Here is a 21,955-nt window from a genome sequence, read left to right on the forward strand (position 1 = left end):
GGTTATCCACGTGTTACTCACCCGTCCGCCGCTAGAAACAAAAGTTTCTCGCTCGACTTGCATGTGTTAGGCACGCCGCCAGCGTTCGTCCTGAGCCAGGATCAAACTCTCAATTTAAAAGTCTGATTTTAAGCTCATGCTTTATTTATCAAAAGAATTGCTGGTTATTACCTTATTCTCTGTTTAATTTTCAAAGACCAATCATTTCGCCATCATCCGACAGCTTTTATAGTTTATCACTTATTTTTTTACTTGTCAATAGTTTTTTTATTTAAAACTTATATTTTCAAGTGATTAACTGTCGATTTATCTCAGCGACGTTTTATATAATATCATGATAAATTTTTATGTGCATATAAAAATTTTCTATTTATAACAAATATCTTTAAATTTCTCTTTATTTCTTTTTTTATCTCTTAATATCATTTATAGACACACCAGGAATAGTATTAATACCATATATTTATTATATCAAATTTTAAAGCAATTTTTGCAAAGATTTTAAATCTTTTATTATGATTTTTTTATTTCCAATAAGCTCTAGTATTCCTTCATCTTCCATTGCTGATAATTTTCTACTCATAGTTTCACGAGTTACTCCTATATAATTTGCCATTTCCTCTCTACTTAAAGGCATATCTATAATTATACCTTCTTCTTCTTCATGTCCAAATTCTCGTGCAAAAACTTTTAACAAATCTGCAATTCTAGCTTCTATATCTTTTGTACTTAAAATTTTAACTAAATTTTCTAATGATACAACTCTATCATGAAGACTTTCTAAAATTTTAAGACTTATTTCAGGATTTTTTTTAACTATATCATCAAATGCATCTTTAGTTAAAATACACATATTCACATCATCTAAAGCTTCTGCATTAAAATCAAATTTTCCTTTTTTTAAAAGACTTAAATAACCTATGAAATCTCCTTCTGAAAGTATATAAAGTATTTGTTCTTTCCCCTCTTTAGTATATTTAAATATTTTTACTTTACCTTTGTTTATAATATAAAATTTATCAGAAACATCTCCTTCAAAAAATAATATCTGACCTTTTTTATATTTTTTTCTTGTAATTTTCCCTATAACTTTTTTTAATTGTGTATCATCAAGTATAGATAAAATAGGTGCTTTCCTAGAGCAATAATTCCCAGTACATTTTTCACAAGCAAATGCTTCTAATTGATTCATCTCATTCTCCTTTTACGATATAATTGATAAATATTTTTTGCACATTTCAATATCATTCCGTTTTAAATATAATAAAGCTAAATTGCTATAAATTTTTATTATGTCATTTTTATACTCTTCTTTATTTTTTATTAAATTTAAAAGATTAATATAAGTATTTCTCACATTAATAAAATCATTAAGTAGACTATATATATCTATAAGCATATAATAACCTTTAATTACCAAAGGCATATAATTAATCTCTAATGATAATTTTATTCCTTCTTTAATAAAATATAAAGCATCTTCATATAACATTTGTTTAATATAAATCACAGATTTTTCTATAAAAGTTTCAGCTAATTTTTTAATATTTTTCCCCTTAACAATGTTTTCAGCTTTATTAAAAAATTCTTTACCTTTGTCAAAGTTATTTTCTTGTGTATAAATTATTCCAAGATTATTATATACAACCCATAAAATTTCCTCATCATTTGTTAAATTTTTTATTAATTCTTCATATAAAGATATAGCTTTTTCTTTATTCCCTTTTTTGCTATAACAACTTGCTTTTAAAATAGCAGCATCAATACATCCCTTTTTATCATTATTTTTAGAGCATAAAATAGAATACTTTTCAATAAACTCTAATGCTTTTTCCCATTCATTTAATATTTTGTATATTTTAGCTATATTATATAATGAGTATTTTTCAGATTCTAAATCATTTAAATTTTCAGCATAATAATTAGCTCTCTTAAATGAGAAAATAGCCTCTCTGTATAATAAATCATTCATTGTATTTTCTAATAAATTAAGTTTACAAAAACCAATTTTATTATATAAATAAGGAAGTAAACTGTAATCTCCTATATCTTTATACAAATCAATTGAAATCATATATTTAATAAGGGCTTTTTTATAATCATTTATTTCAAAAGCATAATCACCTAAAATCTTATAACTTTCTGCTTTAATTTTAATTAAATTATAATCATTAGCTATTTTTAATATTACATCGATTTCATCAATGGTAGGATTATTGTTTAATTTTTCACTACAGTAAAATTCTGCATCTTCTTTTGGAGTTCTTAAAAGATATTCTTCATTTATATTTAAATTAAAGCCTAATTTAGATGCTTTATTATTTAATTTTTCTGCTATGGATCTTGCATTTTCTTTTCCTAATCCTCTTTTCCCATTTTCGACCATACTTATAAAAGCTCTACTCATATTTTTATCTTCTAATTCTTGTTGCCTCATACCTAATTTTTTTCTTAAATTTTTAATTTTCTCTCCTGTAGTTAAAAAAAACATAGTAAATTGCCCCCTTAAAATTAAAAAGATATAATACTTTTTAAAATATTATATCTTTTTATGTTATTATATTTATATATTAATTTTCATATATTTAACATTTAATTGCAAGTATTATGGTATATTTTATTTATTAATTGTTAATAACTGTTTATAAAATATAATAAAGAGGAGTAAAATTTATGATACTTCATTTTATAAGTCTACCAGTATGGTTATTTATTTTAAATGCTGTGATTTCAGTTTTAATAATAATATTAGAAAGAAAGCGTCCAGAAAAAACTATTGCTTGGCTTTTAGTTTTTGTACTTTTACCTCCTTTTGGTCTTATTTTTTACATTTTTCTGGGAAGAAATTGGAAAAGACATAAGCTTACAGAAGATTTTTCACCTTATGTCAAAGATCTTATATATAGAGTAATTAATAAAGTAGAAAATCCTGAATACATCCCTCTTATAGAGCTTTTAGGTAAAAATAGCTATTCACCACTTTTTATAGATAATGATATAACAATTTTTAAAGATGGAGAGGAAAAATTTAATGCATTAAAAAATGAAATTAAAAAAGCTAAACACCACATTCATCTTGAATATTATATTGTAAAAAGTGATAAAATAGGAACTGAAATAAAAAATCTATTAATTGAAAAAGCACATGAAGGCGTAAATATTAAATTTATTATAGATAGAGTTGGATCTATAAAAATGAAAAAGAATGATATAAAAGAACTTAGAGATGCTGGAGTAGACGTAATACAATACTCATATTTTCTTGCTCCTCTTTTAAGAGCTATAAATACTCAAATTAATTATAGAAATCATAGAAAAATTGTTGTAATAGATGGTCAGATTGGTTTTATAGGAGGCATAAACATTGGAGATGAATATTTAGGTAAAGGGAAACTTGGTTACTGGAGAGATACTCATATAATGGTAAAAGGAGATTTTGTTCTTGGTCTTCAAGGAGTTTTTCTTGATGATTATTTTACTATAAAACGTATATATGGCAATTATTTTGCAAGCAAAGAAGAGCTTTCGAAATATTTTCCTGAACCTTTAAAAGCTAAAAATCAAATAATGCAGCTTGTTAAAAGCGGACCAGATTCTGAATATCCTGCAATTTTACAAGGAATATTGAAAATGGTATCTATAGCTAAAAAAAATATATATATAATAACACCTTATTTTGTTCCTCCAGAAAGCCTTATGGAAGCATTAAAAATAGCAGCACTTGGAGGTATAGATATAAAAATACTGTTCCCTGGAAGATATGATCATATTTTAGTATATTATGCTTCAAGAACTTATCTTGCAGAACTTATTAAATGCGGAGCTAAAATATACTTTTATAGTAGTGATTCTTTTATACATTCAAAAGTAATGACTATCGACGGAAAAATATCAACTATTGGAACTGCAAATATGGATATTAGAAGTTATGAATTGAATTACGAAATAAACGCTGTCATATATGATGATTATAAAACATTAGAACTTGAAGAACAATTTTTTAAAGATCTTGAAAAAAGCAGAGAAGTAACTATAGAAGATTTTGATGGCACATCTAAATTAAATAAAATTTTTGAAGCCATTGCAAGAGTTTTTTCTTCTCTACTGTAAATAAATATATCAATAAATTTTATTAAACAATTTCAAAAAAATCTAATTTATCTATAAATTCATCACAACAATTATCTATAAAACATATGAATATTTAATAAAAAAATAAAGTACACTTAAATCCCCTTTAAACACTAATTTAGCAACATATGAATATTTAATAAAAAGGAACAAAGCTTTATATTTATTAATTAAATAATTAGCTTTATTCCTTTTATTATTTTATCTCTTTTCTCCAATAAAAAATACTGCTATAGTCCCTGGACCTGCATGACTTCCTATAATAGGTCCTATATTGTTAATTATTACATCTTTAACTTTATGTTTTTCTAATATAAGTTTTTCTAAAAATTTAGCATCTTCTATGCAGTCTCCATGACTTATAAATATAATTTGTTCTTCTGGATTTATTATTCTTTTGTTTAATTCTTCAGCTAAAGTTTTTATTGATTTTTTCCTTCCTTTTACTTTTGTAACAGGAATAAGTTTTCCTTCATCATCTACATGCATAATTGGCTTAATATCTAAAATAGTACCTATAGCAGCTGCAGTTTCTGAAACTCTCCCTCCTCTTTTAAGGTGATTTAAATCATCTACCGTAAACCAGTGATTTACTTTAAGTTTATTTTCTTCAACCCAATTAACTATTTCTTCTTTAGAAGCACCATTTTTAAGCATTTCTATAGCATAATAATCTAATAATCCTTCTCCAAGGGAAGCACATCTACTGTCTATAATTGTTATATCTGCATCTTTATATTCTTCTAAAATATTTTCTTTTGCTATACAAGCACTATTATATGTACCACTTAAGGCTGATGAAAATGCAATATATATTATAGCTTTCCCTAAAGATACATGTTTTCTAAACTCTTTTTCAAAATCAAAAACATTAATTTGAGATGTAGAAGGCATAGCTCCATTTCTAACTGCTAAGTAGAAATCTTTATAAGAAAGGCTTTTCCCTAAATTATCTTTATATTCCTTTCCATTAATATTTACAGTCAGACTAAGAAGCTCTACATTATTTTTTTCAACATATTCTATAGGAAGATCGCAGCAGCAATCTATAATTAATACTGTTTCCATTTTTTATTCCCCTTTTTTAATTTTATTTTTAACATAATTATACTATATATTAGAAAAAATATTATAATATATGATAAAATAATAAAAAACTCTTTTATGGATGTGAATGAAATGGAAGATTTAAAAAGTATAGAAAATAAAATAAAAGAAATTTCTGAAAATTATAAAGAAGAACCTACAGGAGGATATATAACTGGTGATGGTCCTGTACCTTGTGATATTTTATTTGTTGGTGAAGCACCAGGTAAAACAGAAGTTGAACAAGGTAAACCTTTTGTAGGTTTAGCGGGAAAAACTTTCGAAAAATATTTAAATATTATAGGTTTAACAAGAAATAAAGTAAGAATAACAAATACATGCTTTTTCAGACCTATAACAATTAAAGAAGGTAAAAATGGTAAAGTAACTATAAGCAATAGAACTCCAAAGATTAAGGAAATATCTCTTTTTAAAGAAATTTTAGATGCTGAAATTTCTTTAGTAAATCCAAAAATTATAATAACTCTTGGAAATGTACCTTTAAAAAGGCTCACTTCTTTTAAAAGTATTGGAGAATGTCATGGAAATCTTTATTTTAATGAAGACTTAAAAAGATATATATTTCCTATGTATCATCCTTCTGCTTTAACATATAACAAAACAGAAGAATTTAATAAAGCCTACTATGAAGATTGGGTGAAATTAAAAAAAGTATTAGAAACACAAAAAAATAAAATATTTTAATATTTATTTTTTTAAATTATATGAACTATTTTTAATATGCTAGCATATAATACTATTGACAAAGGCGTCACATAAACGGTGATGCCTTTATTTTTTTGAAAACGGAGGTTTATTTATGTGCGGAATAGCAGGATGGATAGATTTTAATAAAAATTTAAAAGAAAGAAAAAATATAATAAACAATATGAGTAATACCTTAGTTAACCGAGGACCAGATGCAGGAGGTATTTATTTAAAAGAAAATATATGTCTTATTCATAGAAGACTAATTGTTATTGATCCTGAAAATGGAATTCAACCTATGATTATAAAAAATGGTAATATAGAATATACTCTTGTATACAATGGTGAACTTTACAATACTGAAGAGCTTAGGAAAGATCTATTAAATTGTGGATATAGTTTTAAAGGCCATTCCGATACAGAAGTTTTACTTACAGCATTTATAGAGTGGGGAGAACTATGCCTTGAAAGATTAAACGGTATTTATGCTTTTGCAATATGGAATAATAAAGAACAAAAACTTTTTATTGCTCGAGATAGAATGGGAGTTAAACCTTTATTTTTTTATCATTATAATGAAGGATTTATATTCGCATCTGAAATTAAAACATTACTTACAAATCCATTAATTAAACCAATAATTGATAAAGAAGGATTAAGTGAAATTTTTCTTTTAGGTCCTGGAAGAACATCAGGCAATGGAGTTATAAAAAACATTTATGAATTAAAACCGGCTGAATATGGATTTTTTGATAAAAATGGTCTTAAAATTCAAAAATATTGGTATATAAAAGCCAAAGAACATACTGATAATGTGAAAAATACTATAGAAAAAGTAAGGTTTTTAATAATAGATTCTGTAAAAAACCAATTAATTTCAGATGTTCCATTATGTTGCTTTTTATCAGGAGGCCTTGATTCCAGCATTATATCAAAATTAGCAGCAGATGAATATGCCAAAAATAACAAAGGACCCCTTAATACTTACTCAGTTGATTATAAAGATAATCAAAAATATTTTTCCAAAAATATTTTTCAGCCTAATTCAGATAAAGATTATATTAAAATAATGGTAGATGAAATTAAATCAAATCATCATGAAGTTTTACTTGAAAATGCAGAACTTGCAGAACATTTAGATGAAGCTTTAATAGCTAGAGACTTACCTGGAATGGCAGATATAGATTCTTCTTTGTTATTATTTTGCAGAGAAATAAAAAAAGATTTTACTGTAGCCGTTTCTGGTGAATGTGCAGACGAAATATTTGGTGGTTATCCATGGTATCACAATAAGGATATATTATTTGAAGATACTTTTCCATGGTCAAGATCTTTAGATATTAGACAAGGAATTTTAAAAAATGGTTTTTTACAAAATGGAGAATATTATGTTAAACAAAAATATATAGACACTATAAATGAAACTGATGTATTACCAAATGATAGTAATTTAAATAAAAGAATGCGACAAATGTTTATGCTTAATATTAACTGGTTTATGCAGACATTATTAGACAGAAAAGATCGTATGAGTATGTATAATGGACTTGAAGTGAGAGTACCATTTTGTGATCATCGCATTGTAGAATATGCATACAATATTCCTTGGGAAATAAAATCTTTTAAAGGAAGAGAAAAAGGTATTGTTAGAGAGGCAATGAGAGGATTACTTCCAGATGAAATTCTATGGCGAAAAAAAAGTCCTTATCCTAAAACTCATAATCCAGTTTATTTTAAGTTGGTTAGTGAAAGTGTAATAAATATACGTAATAATAAAAATTCAATAGTATCACAAATTTTAAATTGGGATACTATTGAAAATATTATAAACAATCCTGCAAAAATTACATCACCATGGTATGGACAGCTTATGACAGCTCCTCAAATTCTTGCTTATATTATACAAGTTGATAAATGGTTTAGTGAATTTCATATTGAAATTCTATAAAAATATTTAATTTTATAAATAAAGGACTGTTGCAGATAAATTTTAATTAGCTTTTGATAAACTAATTAAAATTTTGCTACAGCCCTTTTATAAATGTATTTAATATAAATAATTATTAAATCATATCAAAAAAACTTAATTGATTACTTTCTGGAAGATGTTTTAAACAGCCAAATTTTTTAAGTAGATCTATTGCAGAATTTCCTATTTTAGCACGTTTTTTCAAATCTTCTATTGAATTTATAGGTTTTTCTTCTTTAATTGATTGCTCAATTGTATTATATATACTTTCTGCTGCAACATTCCCCATACCAGATATACTATTTATAGGAGGTCTTAACCCTTCATCTTCAACTAAAAATTTTGTAGCATGGGATTTATATAAATCAATTGGCAAAAATTTAATACCTCTTTCATACATTTCTAAAACTAATTCTAAATCATCATACATATCTTTATCTTTAGGTGATGCTTGATTGCCCATCATTTCTATTTCTTTCATTTTTTCTTTAACTTTTTCTTTACCAAATATCATAAATTCTGCATCAAAAGCCTTTGCTCTTATAGAAAAATAAGCTGCATAATAAGCTTTTGGTATGTGCACCTTAAACCAAGCTATTCTAAATGCCATCATTACATAAGCTGCTGCATGAGCTTTAGGAAACATATATTTTATCTTTCTGCAAGAATCTATATACCATTGAGGCACATCATGTTCCTTCATTAAAGCTTCATATTCTGGCCATTTAGGATCCTTTAAAGCCTTACCCTTACGCACTGTTTCCATTATTTTAAAAGCAGTGTTTGGCGGCAATCCCTTTTTAATAAGATAAATCATAATATCATCTCTAGTACATACCGCTTCACTTAAAGTTACTGTTCCTGAATCTATTAAATCTTTAGCATTACCAAGCCATACATCAGTACCATGAGAAAGTCCTGATATACATATTAAATCCGAAAAAGTTTTTGGCATCGTATCTAAAAGCATTCCTCTTACAAATTTAGTGCCAAATTCAGGGATACCAAAAGTACCTACTTTAGAATTTATTTGCTCAGGTGTTACTCCTAACGCTTCCGTAGATGAAAATATAGACATTGTTTCCTTATCATCCATAGGTATATCTTTAGGATCAACACCTGTTATATCTTGAAGCATTTTTATAACTGTAGGATCATCATGACCTAATATATCAAGTTTTAATAAATTTTGGTCAATTGAGTGATAATCAAAATGCGTTGTTATAATATCAGAATTAGGATCATCAGCAGGATGCTGTACTGGACAAAACTCAAATATTTCACGTCCTTTAGGAACTACTATAATTCCACCTGGATGCTGTCCTGTGGTCCTTTTTATACCTGTGCATCCCTTTGCAATTCTTGTAATTTCTGCTTTATTAACATGTATATTCCTTTCTTCAAAATACTTTTTTACATATCCAAAAGCTGTTTTTTCTGCTATAGTTCCTATAGTTCCTGCTTTAAATGTTGTACCTTTCCCAAATATAACTTCTGTATACTTATGTGCTTTAGCTTGATATTCTCCAGAAAAATTTAAGTCTATATCAGGTTCCTTATCTCCATTAAAACCTAAAAATGTTTCAAAAGGAATATCTATACCGTCTTTAGTAAGCACCTCTCCACAAACAGGACAAGTCTTATCTGGTAAGTCAAATCCAATCTTAAAACCATAATCAGTAAAATCCGAATATTTACACTTAGGACACCTATAATGCGGCGGCAGAGCATTAACCTCAGTTATACCTGTCATATATGCTACAACAGAAGAACCGACAGAACCTCTAGAACCTACTAAATAGCCATCTTCATTTGATTTCCACACTAATTTTTGGGCTATTATATACATTACTGAAAAACCATTTTTTATAATAGAGTCAAGCTCTTTATCAAGTCTTTGCTGAACAATATCAGGCAGAGGATCTCCATAAAGTTCATGAGCTTTTTTATAAGCAATATCTTTAATTGTTTGTTCGCAACCTTCAATATGAGGAGGACATTTCTCTGGAGAAATAGGACTTATCTTCTCACACATATCCGCTATCTTATTTGTGTTTGTAACAACAACTTCATATGCCTTTTCTTCCCCTAAATAAGAAAACTCCTCAAGCATTTCCTCTGTAGTTCTTAAATATAAAGGAGCTTGATTATCTGCATCTTTAAATCCCTGTCCTGCTTCTAGTATACGCCTATATATCTCATCTTCAGGATCCATAAAATGAACATCACAAGTTGCAACTACAGGTTTATTTAATTTTTCTCCAAGTGCCACAATTTTTTTATTAATTTCTTTTAAATATTCTCTATCAGGTACCTGCTCTGTCCTTACTAAATAATCATTATTACCTATAGGTTGAATTTCTAAGTAATCATAATCATGTGCAATAGCTTCAATTTCTTCATCAGATTTCCCAAGAAGTATTGCCTGATACAATTCCCCTTCACTGCAGGCACTTCCAAGAATTAATCCTTCTGAATATTTTTTATACAAACTTTTTAATATACGAGGTTTTTTGTAAAAATAATCTAAATGAGAATAAGACACAAGCTTATATAAATTTTTTAAACCCACATAATTTTTTGCTAATATTATAGCATGATATGTTTTTAATTTTTTATATTCTTCTTTTTTAGCTTCATCGTCATAACCATATGTATCTATATCATCAAGAGTTTTTACTCCTTTTTCTTTGAGCTTTTTAAGCATTATATCAAACACTTTAACTGTAGTATCTACATCATCTAATGCTCTGTGAGCAACTTCAACTTTTATACCAAGATTTTTAGCAATTTTACCTAATTTATAAGTTTTAAAGTCAGGAAAAACTTCCTTTGCTAAAGATAATGTATCTATATATGTAAAATCAAAATCATATCCTAACTCTTTTGCATTATGTTTTAGAAATCCAATATCAAATTCAGCATTATGAGCTACTAAAACACTTCCATTAATAAAATCCAATATTTTTGGAAATACCTTATCTATAGTTTCTGCATCTTTTACCATGTCATAAGTTATATTAGTAACTTCTACAACCCTTTGAGGAATAGGTTTCTCAGGATTTACAAAGCAGCTGAATTTATCTATTACTTTTCCATCTTTTAACTTCATAATTCCTATTTCAGTAATTTTTTCAGTTACAGGTGAAAATCCAGTAGTCTCTAAATCCAATACACAGTAAGTTGTGTCAATACTTTGACCTTTTGAGTTTGTTACAGATGGCTTTTTATCTGGCGCTAAATATGCTTCCACTCCATATATAACCTTCATATCAGGATTATCTCTTCCTAATAATTTATGTGCTTCTGGGAAAGCCTGAACAACTCCATGATCTGTTATAGCAATAGACTTCATACCCCAACTCATAGCTCTTTTAATTAAATCAGTAGCACTAGTCATAGCATCCATTTGGCTCATTTGGGTATGCATATGAAGCTCTACTCTCTTAATTTCTGCATTATCCATTCTTTTAATTCTTTTAATTCCTTCTGTTTCTACTATAGTATTAGCAATAAGTTCTATTTCTCCTGAAAACTTACTATACCCTGAATTCCCGCAAAGTCTAACACCTTTAGCTTTTTTAAGTCTTGATAGTACCTCATCTTCTTCACCAGGCTTTAAAAAAGCCTTACATGTCATAGAACTTGAACCATCATATAAATCAAAAGAAACCAATGTCTTCCCGCTTTTTAATTCTTTTGTTTCTATATTTGATATTTCACCTTCTATAGCTATCCTTCCTTCATCTGGTGTAATATCTGTAATTTTTATTATAGGTTCTTTAATGTTTGCACTTCTTCCTAATATTAAAGACGAATCTCCTCTTTTTATATTCTCTTCTATTTTTGATTCATTCTTTATCTCTGCAGTTTTTTCAGATAATTTAATAACATTATTGTTTGATGATTTAATTTCTTTTTGAATAATCATCATCTCATTTGCTCTTTTTATTTCTTCCATTTTTAATAATTCTTCGTTGCTTATTTTATCAATAAAATTTATTTTATACTCTGTTCCATACAAATTCTTTATAATTTCTTTAATTTTTTTATCATACTTCATAGATTTTAAAAAATTAGACACCGCAATTTTAAAGTTAAAATTTATAGTATTATTATTTATCTCATACTCACTATTAGTTAATACTGCTTTTAATGCAGGATATTTATTTGAAATAAATGATAAAATATTTTTAAGTTCTTCCTCTAGAGGTTTTTTATCAGTTCCATCGGTATATTTTACAGATATTTCAGAATCTTCTAAAGCAAATCTTTCTTTTATAAATTTATTAAAATATTCAAATTCTCTTACTCCAATATATTTATCTGAACTTATTTTTAGCTCTAAACATTTAGTTTTTTTCTTTAATACTACTGCTTCTACAAGAGCAGCAGATATATTTCCGCTCATATTATAATCACTAAAAATTTCATTTATTCTTTTCATTCTTATTCTTTAACCTTCTCCCAAAAATTTTTAGCATGTTATTATTATATAAGATAGGTTATACTTTGTCATGTAAAAAAATAAATATAAATTTATAAAATAAATACTTTAAATAATTATATTTTTAATATTAAAAAAGAGATTGAGTACTCAATCTCTTAATTTTTCACTGGAGCTTCCGATGGGACTTGAACCCACGACCTACTGATTACGAATCAGTTGCTCTACCATCTGAGCTACAGAAGCATATTAAATTTTTCACAATACAATTTTACTACCTATTATAAAAATAATCAACAATATTTAAATTGTTAAAAATAGCTTTAAATTAAAATTTATTAAATTTTAAATATATAGAAAGCATTTTAATATAAAGAGCTGCTTTGAAAAATAATATTTATAATTATTTAGATTCCTTTAATATATTTAAAGCAGCCCTTTATTAAAATTAATTTATATCTCATGAACTACATCAAGATTTCCAAATTTACTGTATTGACCAAGCCAAGCAAGCTTAACAGTTCCAGTTGGACCATTTCTCTGCTTTGCTATTATACATTCTGCTACATTTTTTTCCTCTGTTTCTTTATTATAATATTCATCTCTATAAAGAAACATAACAAGGTCAGCATCCTGCTCTATAGAACCTGATTCTCTAAGATCTGAAAGCATTGGTCTGTGATCTGCTCTTTGCTCTGGAGCACGAGAAAGCTGTGAAAGTGCTATTACTGGACACTGCATTTCCTTTGCTAAAGCTTTTATAGATCTTGAAATTTCTGAAACTTCCTGCTGCCTGCTTTCTGAATTACTACCACTCATAAGCTGAAGATAATCTATAAGTATCATATCTATACCATGCTCAAGTTTTAATCTTCTGCATTTTGAACGCATTTCCATAACAGAAATGCCAGCAGTATCATCTATAAATATCTTAGCTGCTGCTAAAGGTCCTGAAGCTTTAGCTATATTTTCCCAATCTCTGTCATCTAGATTACCTGTTCTAAGTTTTAGCATATCTACATTTGCTTCTGCACAAAGAAGCTTATATGCAAGCTGTTCTTTTGACATTTCAAGAGAAAATATTGCCACACTTTTTCCTGCTCTTAAAGCAGCATACTGAGCTAAATTAAGAGCAAAAGTTGTTTTACCCATAGAAGGTCTTGCAGCAATAAGAACCATATCTCCCTTTTGAAATCCTGATGTTTTTGCATCAAGATCTTTAAATCCAGAAGGGATTCCTGTTATCTCTCCCTTATTATTATAAAGTCTCTCTATCTCTAAAAAACCTCTTTCTAAAACAACATGCATAGGCTCAAAATCTGCTATATTTCTTTTATCTGCTATATTAAATATTTTTTGCTCTGCAGAATCTAAAACTCCTTCTACATTGTCCTGCTTGTTATAACTATTTTCAATTATTTCATTTGACGCTCTTATAAGCTTTCTAAGGATAGACTTATCATAAACTATTTTTATATATGAGGCTACATTGGCTGTTGATATAGCTGTAGAATAAACCTCCGTTATGTAAGTAATTCCTCCAACTGCCTCAAGCTTTTGTTTTGCAGTGAGCTCATTGGCTAAAGTTACCATATCTACTGGAATATCCTTTTGAAAAAGCTCAATCATTGTGTCAAACAATATCTTATGTGCGTCTCTATAAAAATCCTCACTTTTTAAAACTTCCACAGCTTGCGCTATGGAAGTTTTTTCTTTTAGCATAGAACCTAAAACCCACTGTTCAGCTTCAATATTGTGAGGAAGACTTCTAAGAGGTGTCTCCATATATTTACCTCCTTAGTTCCTATATATTTAAAACATTAAATCCATTAATTCTTCTATTGAATCTACAGCCTTTACCTCTATATCTGTAAGTCCAAATGGAACTTCTTTTAAATTATCCTTTGGTACAATAACAAGCTTAATTCCTTTTCTTCTTGCACCATAAATTTTCTCAAAAATTCCTCCAACAGGCTTAATTTTACCTCTTAAAGATATTTCTCCAGTAATTGCAACATCTTGTCTTAAAGGCTTATTTAAAAGAGCACTTATAATACAAATGGTTATAGCAGCTCCTGCAGAAGGACCATCTATATTTCCTCCGCCTACTACATTTACATGTATATCATAATCTTTAATATCTTTATCTGTTAACTTTCTTATAACAGATGCAGCATTAAATACAGAATCTTTCGCCATGCTTCCTGCAGTATCATTAAAGCGAACCTGACCATTACCAATGTCTTTTGCTTTAAAAACAGCTACTTCTATCTCTATGGTAGATCCTATATAACCACTTACCCCTAATCCGTATACATGACCTACTTCTTTTCCATCTAAAGAAGTTAATTCTTCATAAGGTGTAAGTCTAGATATAGATATAATTTCTTCTAAATCTTTTATACCTATTTTTATATTTTCAGTATTTCCTTTATTGTATAAAACATAACCATACGCATCAGCTAATATATTTACAGCTTTTCTTCCTTCTATAGTGTACATACTTATCATTTTAGATACACCATCTTCAAGCTCTATTGAAAGCTTTTTAGCTGCATTTTCTACTATTTTTTCAATATCTTTTGAAGATAAAGGTTCAAAATAAACTTCAGTACATCTTGAACGTAAAGCTGGATTAATCTCACTTGGATCTCTTGTGGTTGCCCCAATAAGTACAAAATCTGCTGGAGCACCATTTTCAAATAAGTATTTTACATATCTAGGAGTATTTTCATCATCTGGGTCATAGTAAGAAGATGAAAACTCAACCCTCTTATCTTCTAATACCTTTAAAAGCTTATTTTGAAGTATTTCATCAAGCTCTCCTATTTCATCTATAAATAAAACTCCTCCATGGGCTTCTGTAACAAGTCCTAATTTAGGCTCTGGTACACCTATTTCTGCTAAATCTCTTTTTGAACCTTGATAAATAGGATCATGCACAGAACCTAAAAGAGGATTTGTTATTTCTCTAGGATCCCACCTTAAAGTTGTTCCATCTACTTCTATAAATTTAGCATCTTCTTTAAAAGGAGTATGTTTAAGCTTTTTTATCTCTTCAAGAGCAAGTCTTGCTGCAGTAGTCTTTCCAACTCCTGGAGGTCCATATAAAATAATATGCTGTGGATAAGGGGAAGATATTTTTGATAAAAGAGATTTAATAGCCCTTTCTTGTCCTATAATTTCATCAAAAGAATCTGGTCTTAAAAGAGATTGAATATTCTTTGTAAGTTTTTTGCTATCTAAAACTTCAAGGTCTGCATATTTTTTTAATGTCTTTGCATTTTCAGGACCTTTTTGTTTTTTAATTATACTTAACCTAACCTCATCTATATACTTATCCTGCTTTTCTAATAAAGCTTTTTCTACTTCTTTTTCTATTTCGCTTTGGACATGTCTTTTTGCAACAGCCTCACCAATCCATTTATTTGTATCTTTAAGTGCTTCGTGTAAATTATTTTCATTTGGAACAGTGTCTATACCTTTTCCATCACTAATTATTTTATTTAAAGCATAAATTCTTTTGTATACATCTCCACTATGAATATATTTTTGAAGCTTATACTTAGTAATTCTAGCTTGTATTACTCCTTCATTTAGTATATTTTTTATAATTTGAAACAAAACATCAACTTGAGATTCAATAGTTATATTTTGTGTATTTTCATCATTGAAACTAGTATCAATTGTAAATTGTGATTTCACTGGATTTCCCCCTTAAAAATTAAGACATAAATAAAACTAGTTTCTTATACAATTTAGTTTTATTTTTGCTCAGATACAACAACCTTAATTTTAGTAGATATCTCCGGATAAAGCTTTATTTCAGCTTCATATACTCCAAGACTTCTTATAGTTTCTACAACTATCTTCTTTTTATCTATATCTAACTTATATTGAGAATTTAAAGCTTCTGCAATATCTTTACTTGTTATAGAACCAAATAATCTTCCATTTTCTCCTGATTTAGCTGTTATTTTAACTTCTTTTCCTTTAAGAGTATCAGCAAGTTTTTGTGCTGCCTCTGTTTCAGCAAGTTTTTTTCTTCTTTCTGATTCCTTCTTTTGATTTAAAATATTCATATTAGCAGCTGTAGCTTCTTGTGCAAGTTTTCTAGGAAAAAGATAATTTCTTGCATACCCATCAGCAGCGTTTATAACATCACCTTTCTTTCCTACTCCTTTAACATCACTTAATAATATAACTTTCATTAAACATCACCTTCCCTTAAGTATTTATCAATTTCATCTTTAAGCTTTAAAATTGCATCATCTAAAGATACACCTTTAAGCTTAGCGCCAGCTATATTCATATGTCCTCCTCCGCCTAAAGCTTCCAGAATTACCTGTACATTGATATCACTTAAGGATCTGCCACTTATAAATACTTCATCATCTATTTTAACAAAAACAAATGAGGCTTGAATACCTGTAATATTTAGCAATTCATCAGCTGCTTGTGCAGCAAGTACAGTATCTTCTATATCTGGAGGACATTTGGCTATAGCTATGCCATCTTTTACCTCTGCAGACTTAATAATTTCAGATTTTTTGATATAAGTATCCAAATTTTCCATAAACATTTTTTTAATATCTATAGTATCTGCTCCCAATTTTCTTAAAAATCCTGCAGCTTCAAAAGTTCTTACTCCAGTTTTAAAATAAAAATTCTTTGTATCTACACATATTCCTGCAAGTAAGGCTTCTGCTTCAATTGGTTTTATTTTAGAATTAGGAATCATATAAGGGAGCATTTCTGTAATAAGCTCAGAAGTTGAAGAAGCATAAGTTTCTATATAGGTAAGAATAGCCCCCTCAATAATATCTGCAAGTCTTCTATGATGATCTATAATAACTATTTTTTTAAATTCTTTTGCAAAACTATCATTTTGAACATATCCTTTATTATGAACATCTACAATTATAAGCAAACTATTTTCATCTAAATTTTGTTTAGCATTTTCTATATTTATAAAAGTATTACTATAATCTGGATCTTTTTCAAACTTTTCAAGAATTCCTTTAACTGCATTCCCTTTTCCTTCAAGTATTATAGAACACTGCTTTCCTAAAAGTCTTACTACACTATTTATTCCTATAGCAGCTCCAAAACAATCTGTATCAGGATTTTTATGTCCCATAACAAAAACATTACTGCTTCCATTTATAAGATCTAATAAAGCATGAGCTATTACTCTCGCCCTAACTTTAGTTCTTTTTTCAACTTCCTTTGTTTTCCCTCCATAGAAAGAAAGCTTTTCTCCATTTTTAACTACAACCTGGTCCCCTCCTCTGCCAAGAGCAAGCTCTATTGCAGATTGTGCAAAATTATAATTTTCAAGAGGTGTTTCTCCTCCTCTTCCTACTCCTATACTTAAAGTTACAGTAAAGCTATTACCTTGATTTATCTCTCTTATATTATCTAGTATATCAAATTTTTTCTCCATTTCTTCTTTAACAAACTTATCTTGTGTTACAAATATATATTGATTATTAGAGTATTTCTTAAATACAGAATTTAAACTCTGTCCATAATTATTTAAAGTTCTTTCAATTTCTGCTGCAAGAAGTGGTCTTTTATCTTCTTCTGTAGATTTAATAACTTCATCTAAATTATCAACTTCTATAATTAAAACTGAAATTTTATTATCTTGTATACTTTTTTGAATATTTACTTTTTCTGTAACATCATAAAAATATAAAAGAACAATATCGTCTTCTTTGCTGTTATTTTCAGAAGTATTTATAATTGTTGAATGCATATTATAATATTTATTTTTTAAACTTATATTTTTAAATTCATTTTTTTCACCATCTAAAATCTGTTTAATATTAAAATCACTTACTAAATCTACTATATTCCTTCCAAGCATAGTTTCCCCTTCAAGCATAAAAGAGGCACTTTGATTATACCAAACAACTTTTCCATTTTTATCTACCATTATAAGAGGAAAAGGCAGTTTAATTAATGTACTTCTTGTGGCTATATCTAATTGAGAAGAAAAATCCTCAATAAATTTCTGCCATTCTCCCTTTTTAAGCTTTGACTTTTTTATATTATAAATTAAAAGTACCCCATATACACCCAAAGCAGCAATACCTATAAAAAAATGTTCATATGCAAACATTATTACTATAGATAAAGCTATTAAAATCATATAAATTCTATTATTAGAATTAAAATAATTATATTTATTATCCATTATTGCCTCCTGGATGATTTCACTTAAGGGGCTGCTACAAAATATAGATATTGATTTTGAGTTAACTTAACAATAAATAAAATTTATAGCATCCCATTTAAAATCTATTTAATTACTTTTTTAGGATTTTTTCTGGGTTTAAATGCCTAAAATCTACTAGCATATCAATAAAACCGAGGCCAATATATATTATTGAAAAAGTAGGATTTAAGGCTGTAATAATAATTAAAAATATTACAATACCTTTTTTTAAATTAAATCTATTTCTCAGGAAATATACAGCTACAGAAATACCTATCATAAGAAAAACATAATAAAGTAAATATAAACCTGAAGTAAATATAGGTCTTCCAAAAGATACACCTAACTTTTGTAATATCATTCCTACTATAACTGGAATAGTAAGTATAAGCCCTCCCCAGCTGTTAATATATATTTGAGTAAATGCAACCATTTTTTTAATTTTATATCCAAGCTTTTGTAAAACAATTTTAGCAACAGAATAATTTAACATACCTGAAATGAAAGATAAAAATATAATTCCTCCACCTAATGTATCCATTAAAAATTCTGGAGTTATATTATTAAAAATCATCTCAACTTGATTAAGCTGCTCTTGAGTTATGCCCATACTTTCATAAGTTTTTTTAAGCATATCTATAGATAAATTAATAGTTTCTTTTAATTCATTAGCAGTTTTAATAAAAAATTCAGTAAAACTCATCTTTTGAATTAAAACTATAGTTAAAATTGTAGTTATAATAGTTACTAAAAGAGATGCTGCAGTCATATAAGCTATTATAGTAGTAGAATTTTTATCTTTTTTAAATAAATATCCTAAAGTAATTCCTATAATAGAAAATGAAACTGAAGAAATAAGTGCCTGTATTGGATTAAAAAACATAGCTGTAATTATTGTGCTTACTACTATAGAAATTAAAGCTGCCTTTATATCGTGCCTCATATATAAAACTGCAACAGGTATAGGTAAAAGTATGGTACCTACAAAACTAACAAAAGGTACATAAGCTGTAATAAGCATAAGTATTATAATTATAGCTGAAATTAATCCTGATTCAACTAATGATTTAGTATTATATTTTTTGTTTTCCATATCTATCTCCTAATTTCTTTCTTTTATATGTGTATAAAGTCTGCTTAAATCTTTACCCTGTTTTTCTATATTATCTTCTTCAACTATTCCCAATTTAAGTTTTTTCTTCATACTTTCATCTACAGCTGTAAAAGAATATCCTAATCTTTCTGCAAGTATATATAATACTATTATTGCTCCAGAAATACAATCTAATATAGCATCATGTGCTACATTGCTTCCCTTTGTTAAAAGCTTAAAAAAATCTCCAATTATGCAAATAAGTTCTGCCTTAAGCTGCTCTATTATTTTTATATTAGACATTATATTAAAATCATCTTTTTTCATGTTTATACCCCCGGCTTCCTTTTATCTATATAAAAAAATGTTTACACATTATAAAAATTCCAATATAATAAAATTTATAAAACTATTATACCCATATATCTATTTTAGTTATTTTTAGACTTTTATGCAACCATTTAATTAAAAGCAAATATACTCAATATATTTTAATTTATTTAACAAACGGCAGGAAAAATTTCCTACCGTTTGTTAAATCTGATAAACATAAGCTTTTTTATTATCTATTACACAAAAATATTTTATCTCATTTATATTTATGAAATATTTGTAAAAAATAGGCTTATCTAAATCATCTGCTATTTTTATTAAACCATTCATATCTAAAACTTTTATAATAATTTCATTTCCTTCCAAAGGTTCATCTTTAAGTGCCACTAACATATCTTCATAATTTTTAAGTATTTTATTTATTTTTCTTATAGATATTTCTTTATTATCATTTTCTAATGTAAATAAAAAAATATAGAAAAAAGCAATTATAGAAATTACCATAGTAAAACTAGAAATAATAATACCTGTAATATATCTATCTGATATTACTTTTTTTACATTATCTATACTTCCATTCTTATCTTGAAGAAGATCTCCTTTAACCTCAAAATAACTTTCTCCAAGAGGTATTTCCATAGTTGGAGATAATTTTTCAAAAAATTCTCCTTTGCTGCTTTTCCCTTTAACATTAATATTCCATGTAACTATAAGTTTATTACTAAAATTAGTATTCACCTTTTTTACCATATCCCGAACTATAGAATTATAATTTTTTATATCAATTAATATATCCTTTTGAAATTCATTTTTATTTAGTACTAACTCTGTTTTAGGCTGCAAATTAAACTTTTTACTCCAAATCTCTTTACTATCTTTTTTATTTCCAATAAATCCTTCTATAACTGCATTTACTTCGTAATCTACAGATATTTTTTCTATATTATCTTTGCAATTAAATTTATAATTAAGTAATGTATCTATACTATCTACATAATCTGTTATATATATTTTCCCCTCTCCAAGACTTTTTTCTTCATATATAGAATTGGGGAGAAGATTAACTTTGTAATTTATTAAGGCTTTATTATTGTAAGATAACACTTCTTCTTTTTTATTTTCATATTTACCACTAATCAAAGTTTTTAATAAAAATAAAAATCCAAACATAAAAACAAAAACACAAGTAAATAACAATATTTTTCTATTATTTTTATCTAAATTAACTTTATTCATAAATCTAATATTTTAACTCCTAATAAATCAAAAAATATTTAAATACACACATTTAGTACATTTAATTTTGAGCTAAATTTATATTAATAGTAAATCTACATATACTTTTTTCTGATGTTTCATCGTTATTGTTTAAAACAAAATGAAAATTAGAAAATTTCACAGTTTCTGATTCATTACCATTTGATGGCTCTAACACCATAGAATTGGCTTTAATTTTTTCGTTTAAAAATCTCTCAAGTTCATTAAGACTTTTATCTTTTAAGTCAATATATAAATCATTTTCAGTTCCATATTTATCAACTATAAATTCACCACTTTTTAGTGTAAATTTTGATAAATCATTAAGATTAGTATATCCACTTGGCACAGCTTCATTTCCATCACTTTGAATAGTTATAGATGTAATCTTTGATGGAATAGTACCATCATTTTTAAAAACTGTATCTAAAGTAGCTCCTCCACCCGGATAAAAATTAGAAACTTCACATAAAATAGAATTTACACTTGAATTTTTATTTATGTTTGGCTTGGTAGCTTCTATATAATCATCTGGAATAATAGAAGCCTCTGTAAATGTTCCTGACAGTTCCCCTGTTTTTACTGTACTATTTACCGCAATATTTTCTGTCCATTGAGCATAACCTGCTTCCATTAAAAAAAGACTAATAATTAAAATAAATATTAATATTCTTGTTTTTCTCATATAATTTCTCCTATCAGTTTTTT

General features: G+C 27.2%; 15 protein-coding genes, 1 tRNA gene and 1 rRNA gene. 3 read left to right on the forward strand and 14 right to left on the reverse strand.

What is annotated here, in order from left to right; genetic code table 11:
- From B5D11_RS11050 to B5D11_RS11060, 3 genes are all read right to left on the reverse strand, one after another.
- Positions 1-117 (reverse strand): 16S ribosomal RNA (locus B5D11_RS11050); the annotation flags it as partial.
- 361 nt (positions 118-478) lie between these two features.
- On the reverse strand, positions 479-1,192 hold the full coding sequence (locus tag B5D11_RS11055) for a Crp/Fnr family transcriptional regulator (protein WP_078683100.1): 714 nt from the start codon (positions 1,190-1,192) through the stop codon (positions 479-481).
- A 12-nt stretch (positions 1,193-1,204) separates the two neighbouring features.
- On the reverse strand, positions 1,205-2,491 hold the full coding sequence (locus B5D11_RS11060; RefSeq protein WP_078683101.1) for a helix-turn-helix domain-containing protein: 1,287 nt from the start codon (positions 2,489-2,491) through the stop codon (positions 1,205-1,207).
- A gap of 182 nt (positions 2,492-2,673) precedes the next feature.
- Here B5D11_RS11060 and cls point away from each other — a divergent pair, with 182 nt between their 5' ends.
- Complete coding sequence (gene cls / locus B5D11_RS11065) at positions 2,674-4,110, forward strand: cardiolipin synthase (RefSeq protein WP_078683102.1); 1,437 nt, start codon at positions 2,674-2,676, stop codon at positions 4,108-4,110.
- A gap of 222 nt (positions 4,111-4,332) precedes the next feature.
- Here the strand turns inward: cls and B5D11_RS11070 are convergent, their stop codons facing one another.
- A complete protein-coding gene (locus B5D11_RS11070; protein WP_078683103.1) occupies positions 4,333-5,199 on the reverse strand; it encodes a DegV family protein in 867 nt (288 codons plus the stop codon).
- Between the two features lie 96 nt (positions 5,200-5,295).
- Here B5D11_RS11070 and B5D11_RS11075 point away from each other — a divergent pair, with 96 nt between their 5' ends.
- Positions 5,296-5,922: a uracil-DNA glycosylase gene (locus B5D11_RS11075; protein WP_127837065.1), complete on the forward strand. Its 627-nt coding sequence runs from the start codon at positions 5,296-5,298 to the stop codon at positions 5,920-5,922.
- A gap of 115 nt (positions 5,923-6,037) precedes the next feature.
- Complete coding sequence (gene asnB / locus B5D11_RS11080; protein WP_078683105.1) at positions 6,038-7,873, forward strand: asparagine synthase (glutamine-hydrolyzing); 1,836 nt, start codon at positions 6,038-6,040, stop codon at positions 7,871-7,873.
- Positions 7,874-7,988: 115 nt separating this feature from the next.
- On the opposite strand, the gene polC is transcribed toward asnB, so the two are convergent.
- From polC to B5D11_RS11130, 10 genes are all read right to left on the reverse strand, one after another.
- Positions 7,989-12,341: a DNA polymerase III subunit alpha gene (gene polC, locus B5D11_RS11085; protein ID WP_078683106.1), complete on the reverse strand. Its 4,353-nt coding sequence runs from the start codon at positions 12,339-12,341 to the stop codon at positions 7,989-7,991.
- Between the two features lie 170 nt (positions 12,342-12,511).
- A tRNA-Thr gene (locus tag B5D11_RS11090) sits at positions 12,512-12,587 on the reverse strand.
- A 207-nt stretch (positions 12,588-12,794) separates the two neighbouring features.
- Positions 12,795-14,126 (reverse strand): replicative DNA helicase, encoded by a 1,332-nt coding sequence (locus tag B5D11_RS11095; RefSeq protein WP_078683107.1) that lies wholly within the window; start codon positions 14,124-14,126, stop codon positions 12,795-12,797.
- Between the two features lie 27 nt (positions 14,127-14,153).
- On the reverse strand, positions 14,154-16,046 hold the full coding sequence (gene lonC, locus B5D11_RS11100; RefSeq protein ID WP_078683108.1) for a Lon family ATP-dependent protease: 1,893 nt from the start codon (positions 16,044-16,046) through the stop codon (positions 14,154-14,156).
- A 59-nt stretch (positions 16,047-16,105) separates the two neighbouring features.
- Positions 16,106-16,552: a 50S ribosomal protein L9 gene (gene rplI / locus B5D11_RS11105; RefSeq protein WP_078683109.1), complete on the reverse strand. Its 447-nt coding sequence runs from the start codon at positions 16,550-16,552 to the stop codon at positions 16,106-16,108.
- The gene (locus B5D11_RS11110; RefSeq protein ID WP_078683110.1) at positions 16,552-18,543 is read right to left on the reverse strand and encodes a DHH family phosphoesterase; all 1,992 of its coding nucleotides are present in this window, start codon (positions 18,541-18,543) and stop codon (positions 16,552-16,554) included. The genes rplI and B5D11_RS11110 overlap by 1 nt, the downstream gene beginning before the upstream one ends.
- Positions 18,544-18,655: 112 nt before the next feature.
- Entirely contained in the window at positions 18,656-19,657 is a 1,002-nt protein-coding gene (locus tag B5D11_RS11115) for a YybS family protein (RefSeq protein ID WP_078683111.1), read from the reverse strand.
- Between the two features lie 9 nt (positions 19,658-19,666).
- The gene (locus B5D11_RS11120) at positions 19,667-19,984 is read right to left on the reverse strand and encodes a MazG-like family protein (protein WP_078683112.1); all 318 of its coding nucleotides are present in this window, start codon (positions 19,982-19,984) and stop codon (positions 19,667-19,669) included.
- Between the two features lie 207 nt (positions 19,985-20,191).
- Positions 20,192-21,226 (reverse strand): DUF5305 family protein, encoded by a 1,035-nt coding sequence (locus B5D11_RS11125; protein ID WP_078683113.1) that lies wholly within the window; start codon positions 21,224-21,226, stop codon positions 20,192-20,194.
- Positions 21,227-21,287: 61 nt separating this feature from the next.
- Positions 21,288-21,932 carry a hypothetical protein gene (locus B5D11_RS11130; protein WP_078683114.1) on the reverse strand — a complete coding sequence of 215 codons (645 nt, stop codon included), beginning with the start codon at positions 21,930-21,932 and terminating at the stop codon, positions 21,288-21,290.
- Positions 21,933-21,955: the final 23 nt, after the last annotated feature.

Origin of the sequence: Clostridium sp. USBA 49 (genome assembly GCF_900167505.1) — a bacterium.
GTDB classification, from domain to species: domain Bacteria; phylum Bacillota; class Clostridia; order Clostridiales; family Clostridiaceae; genus Clostridium_AT; species Clostridium_AT prolinivorans.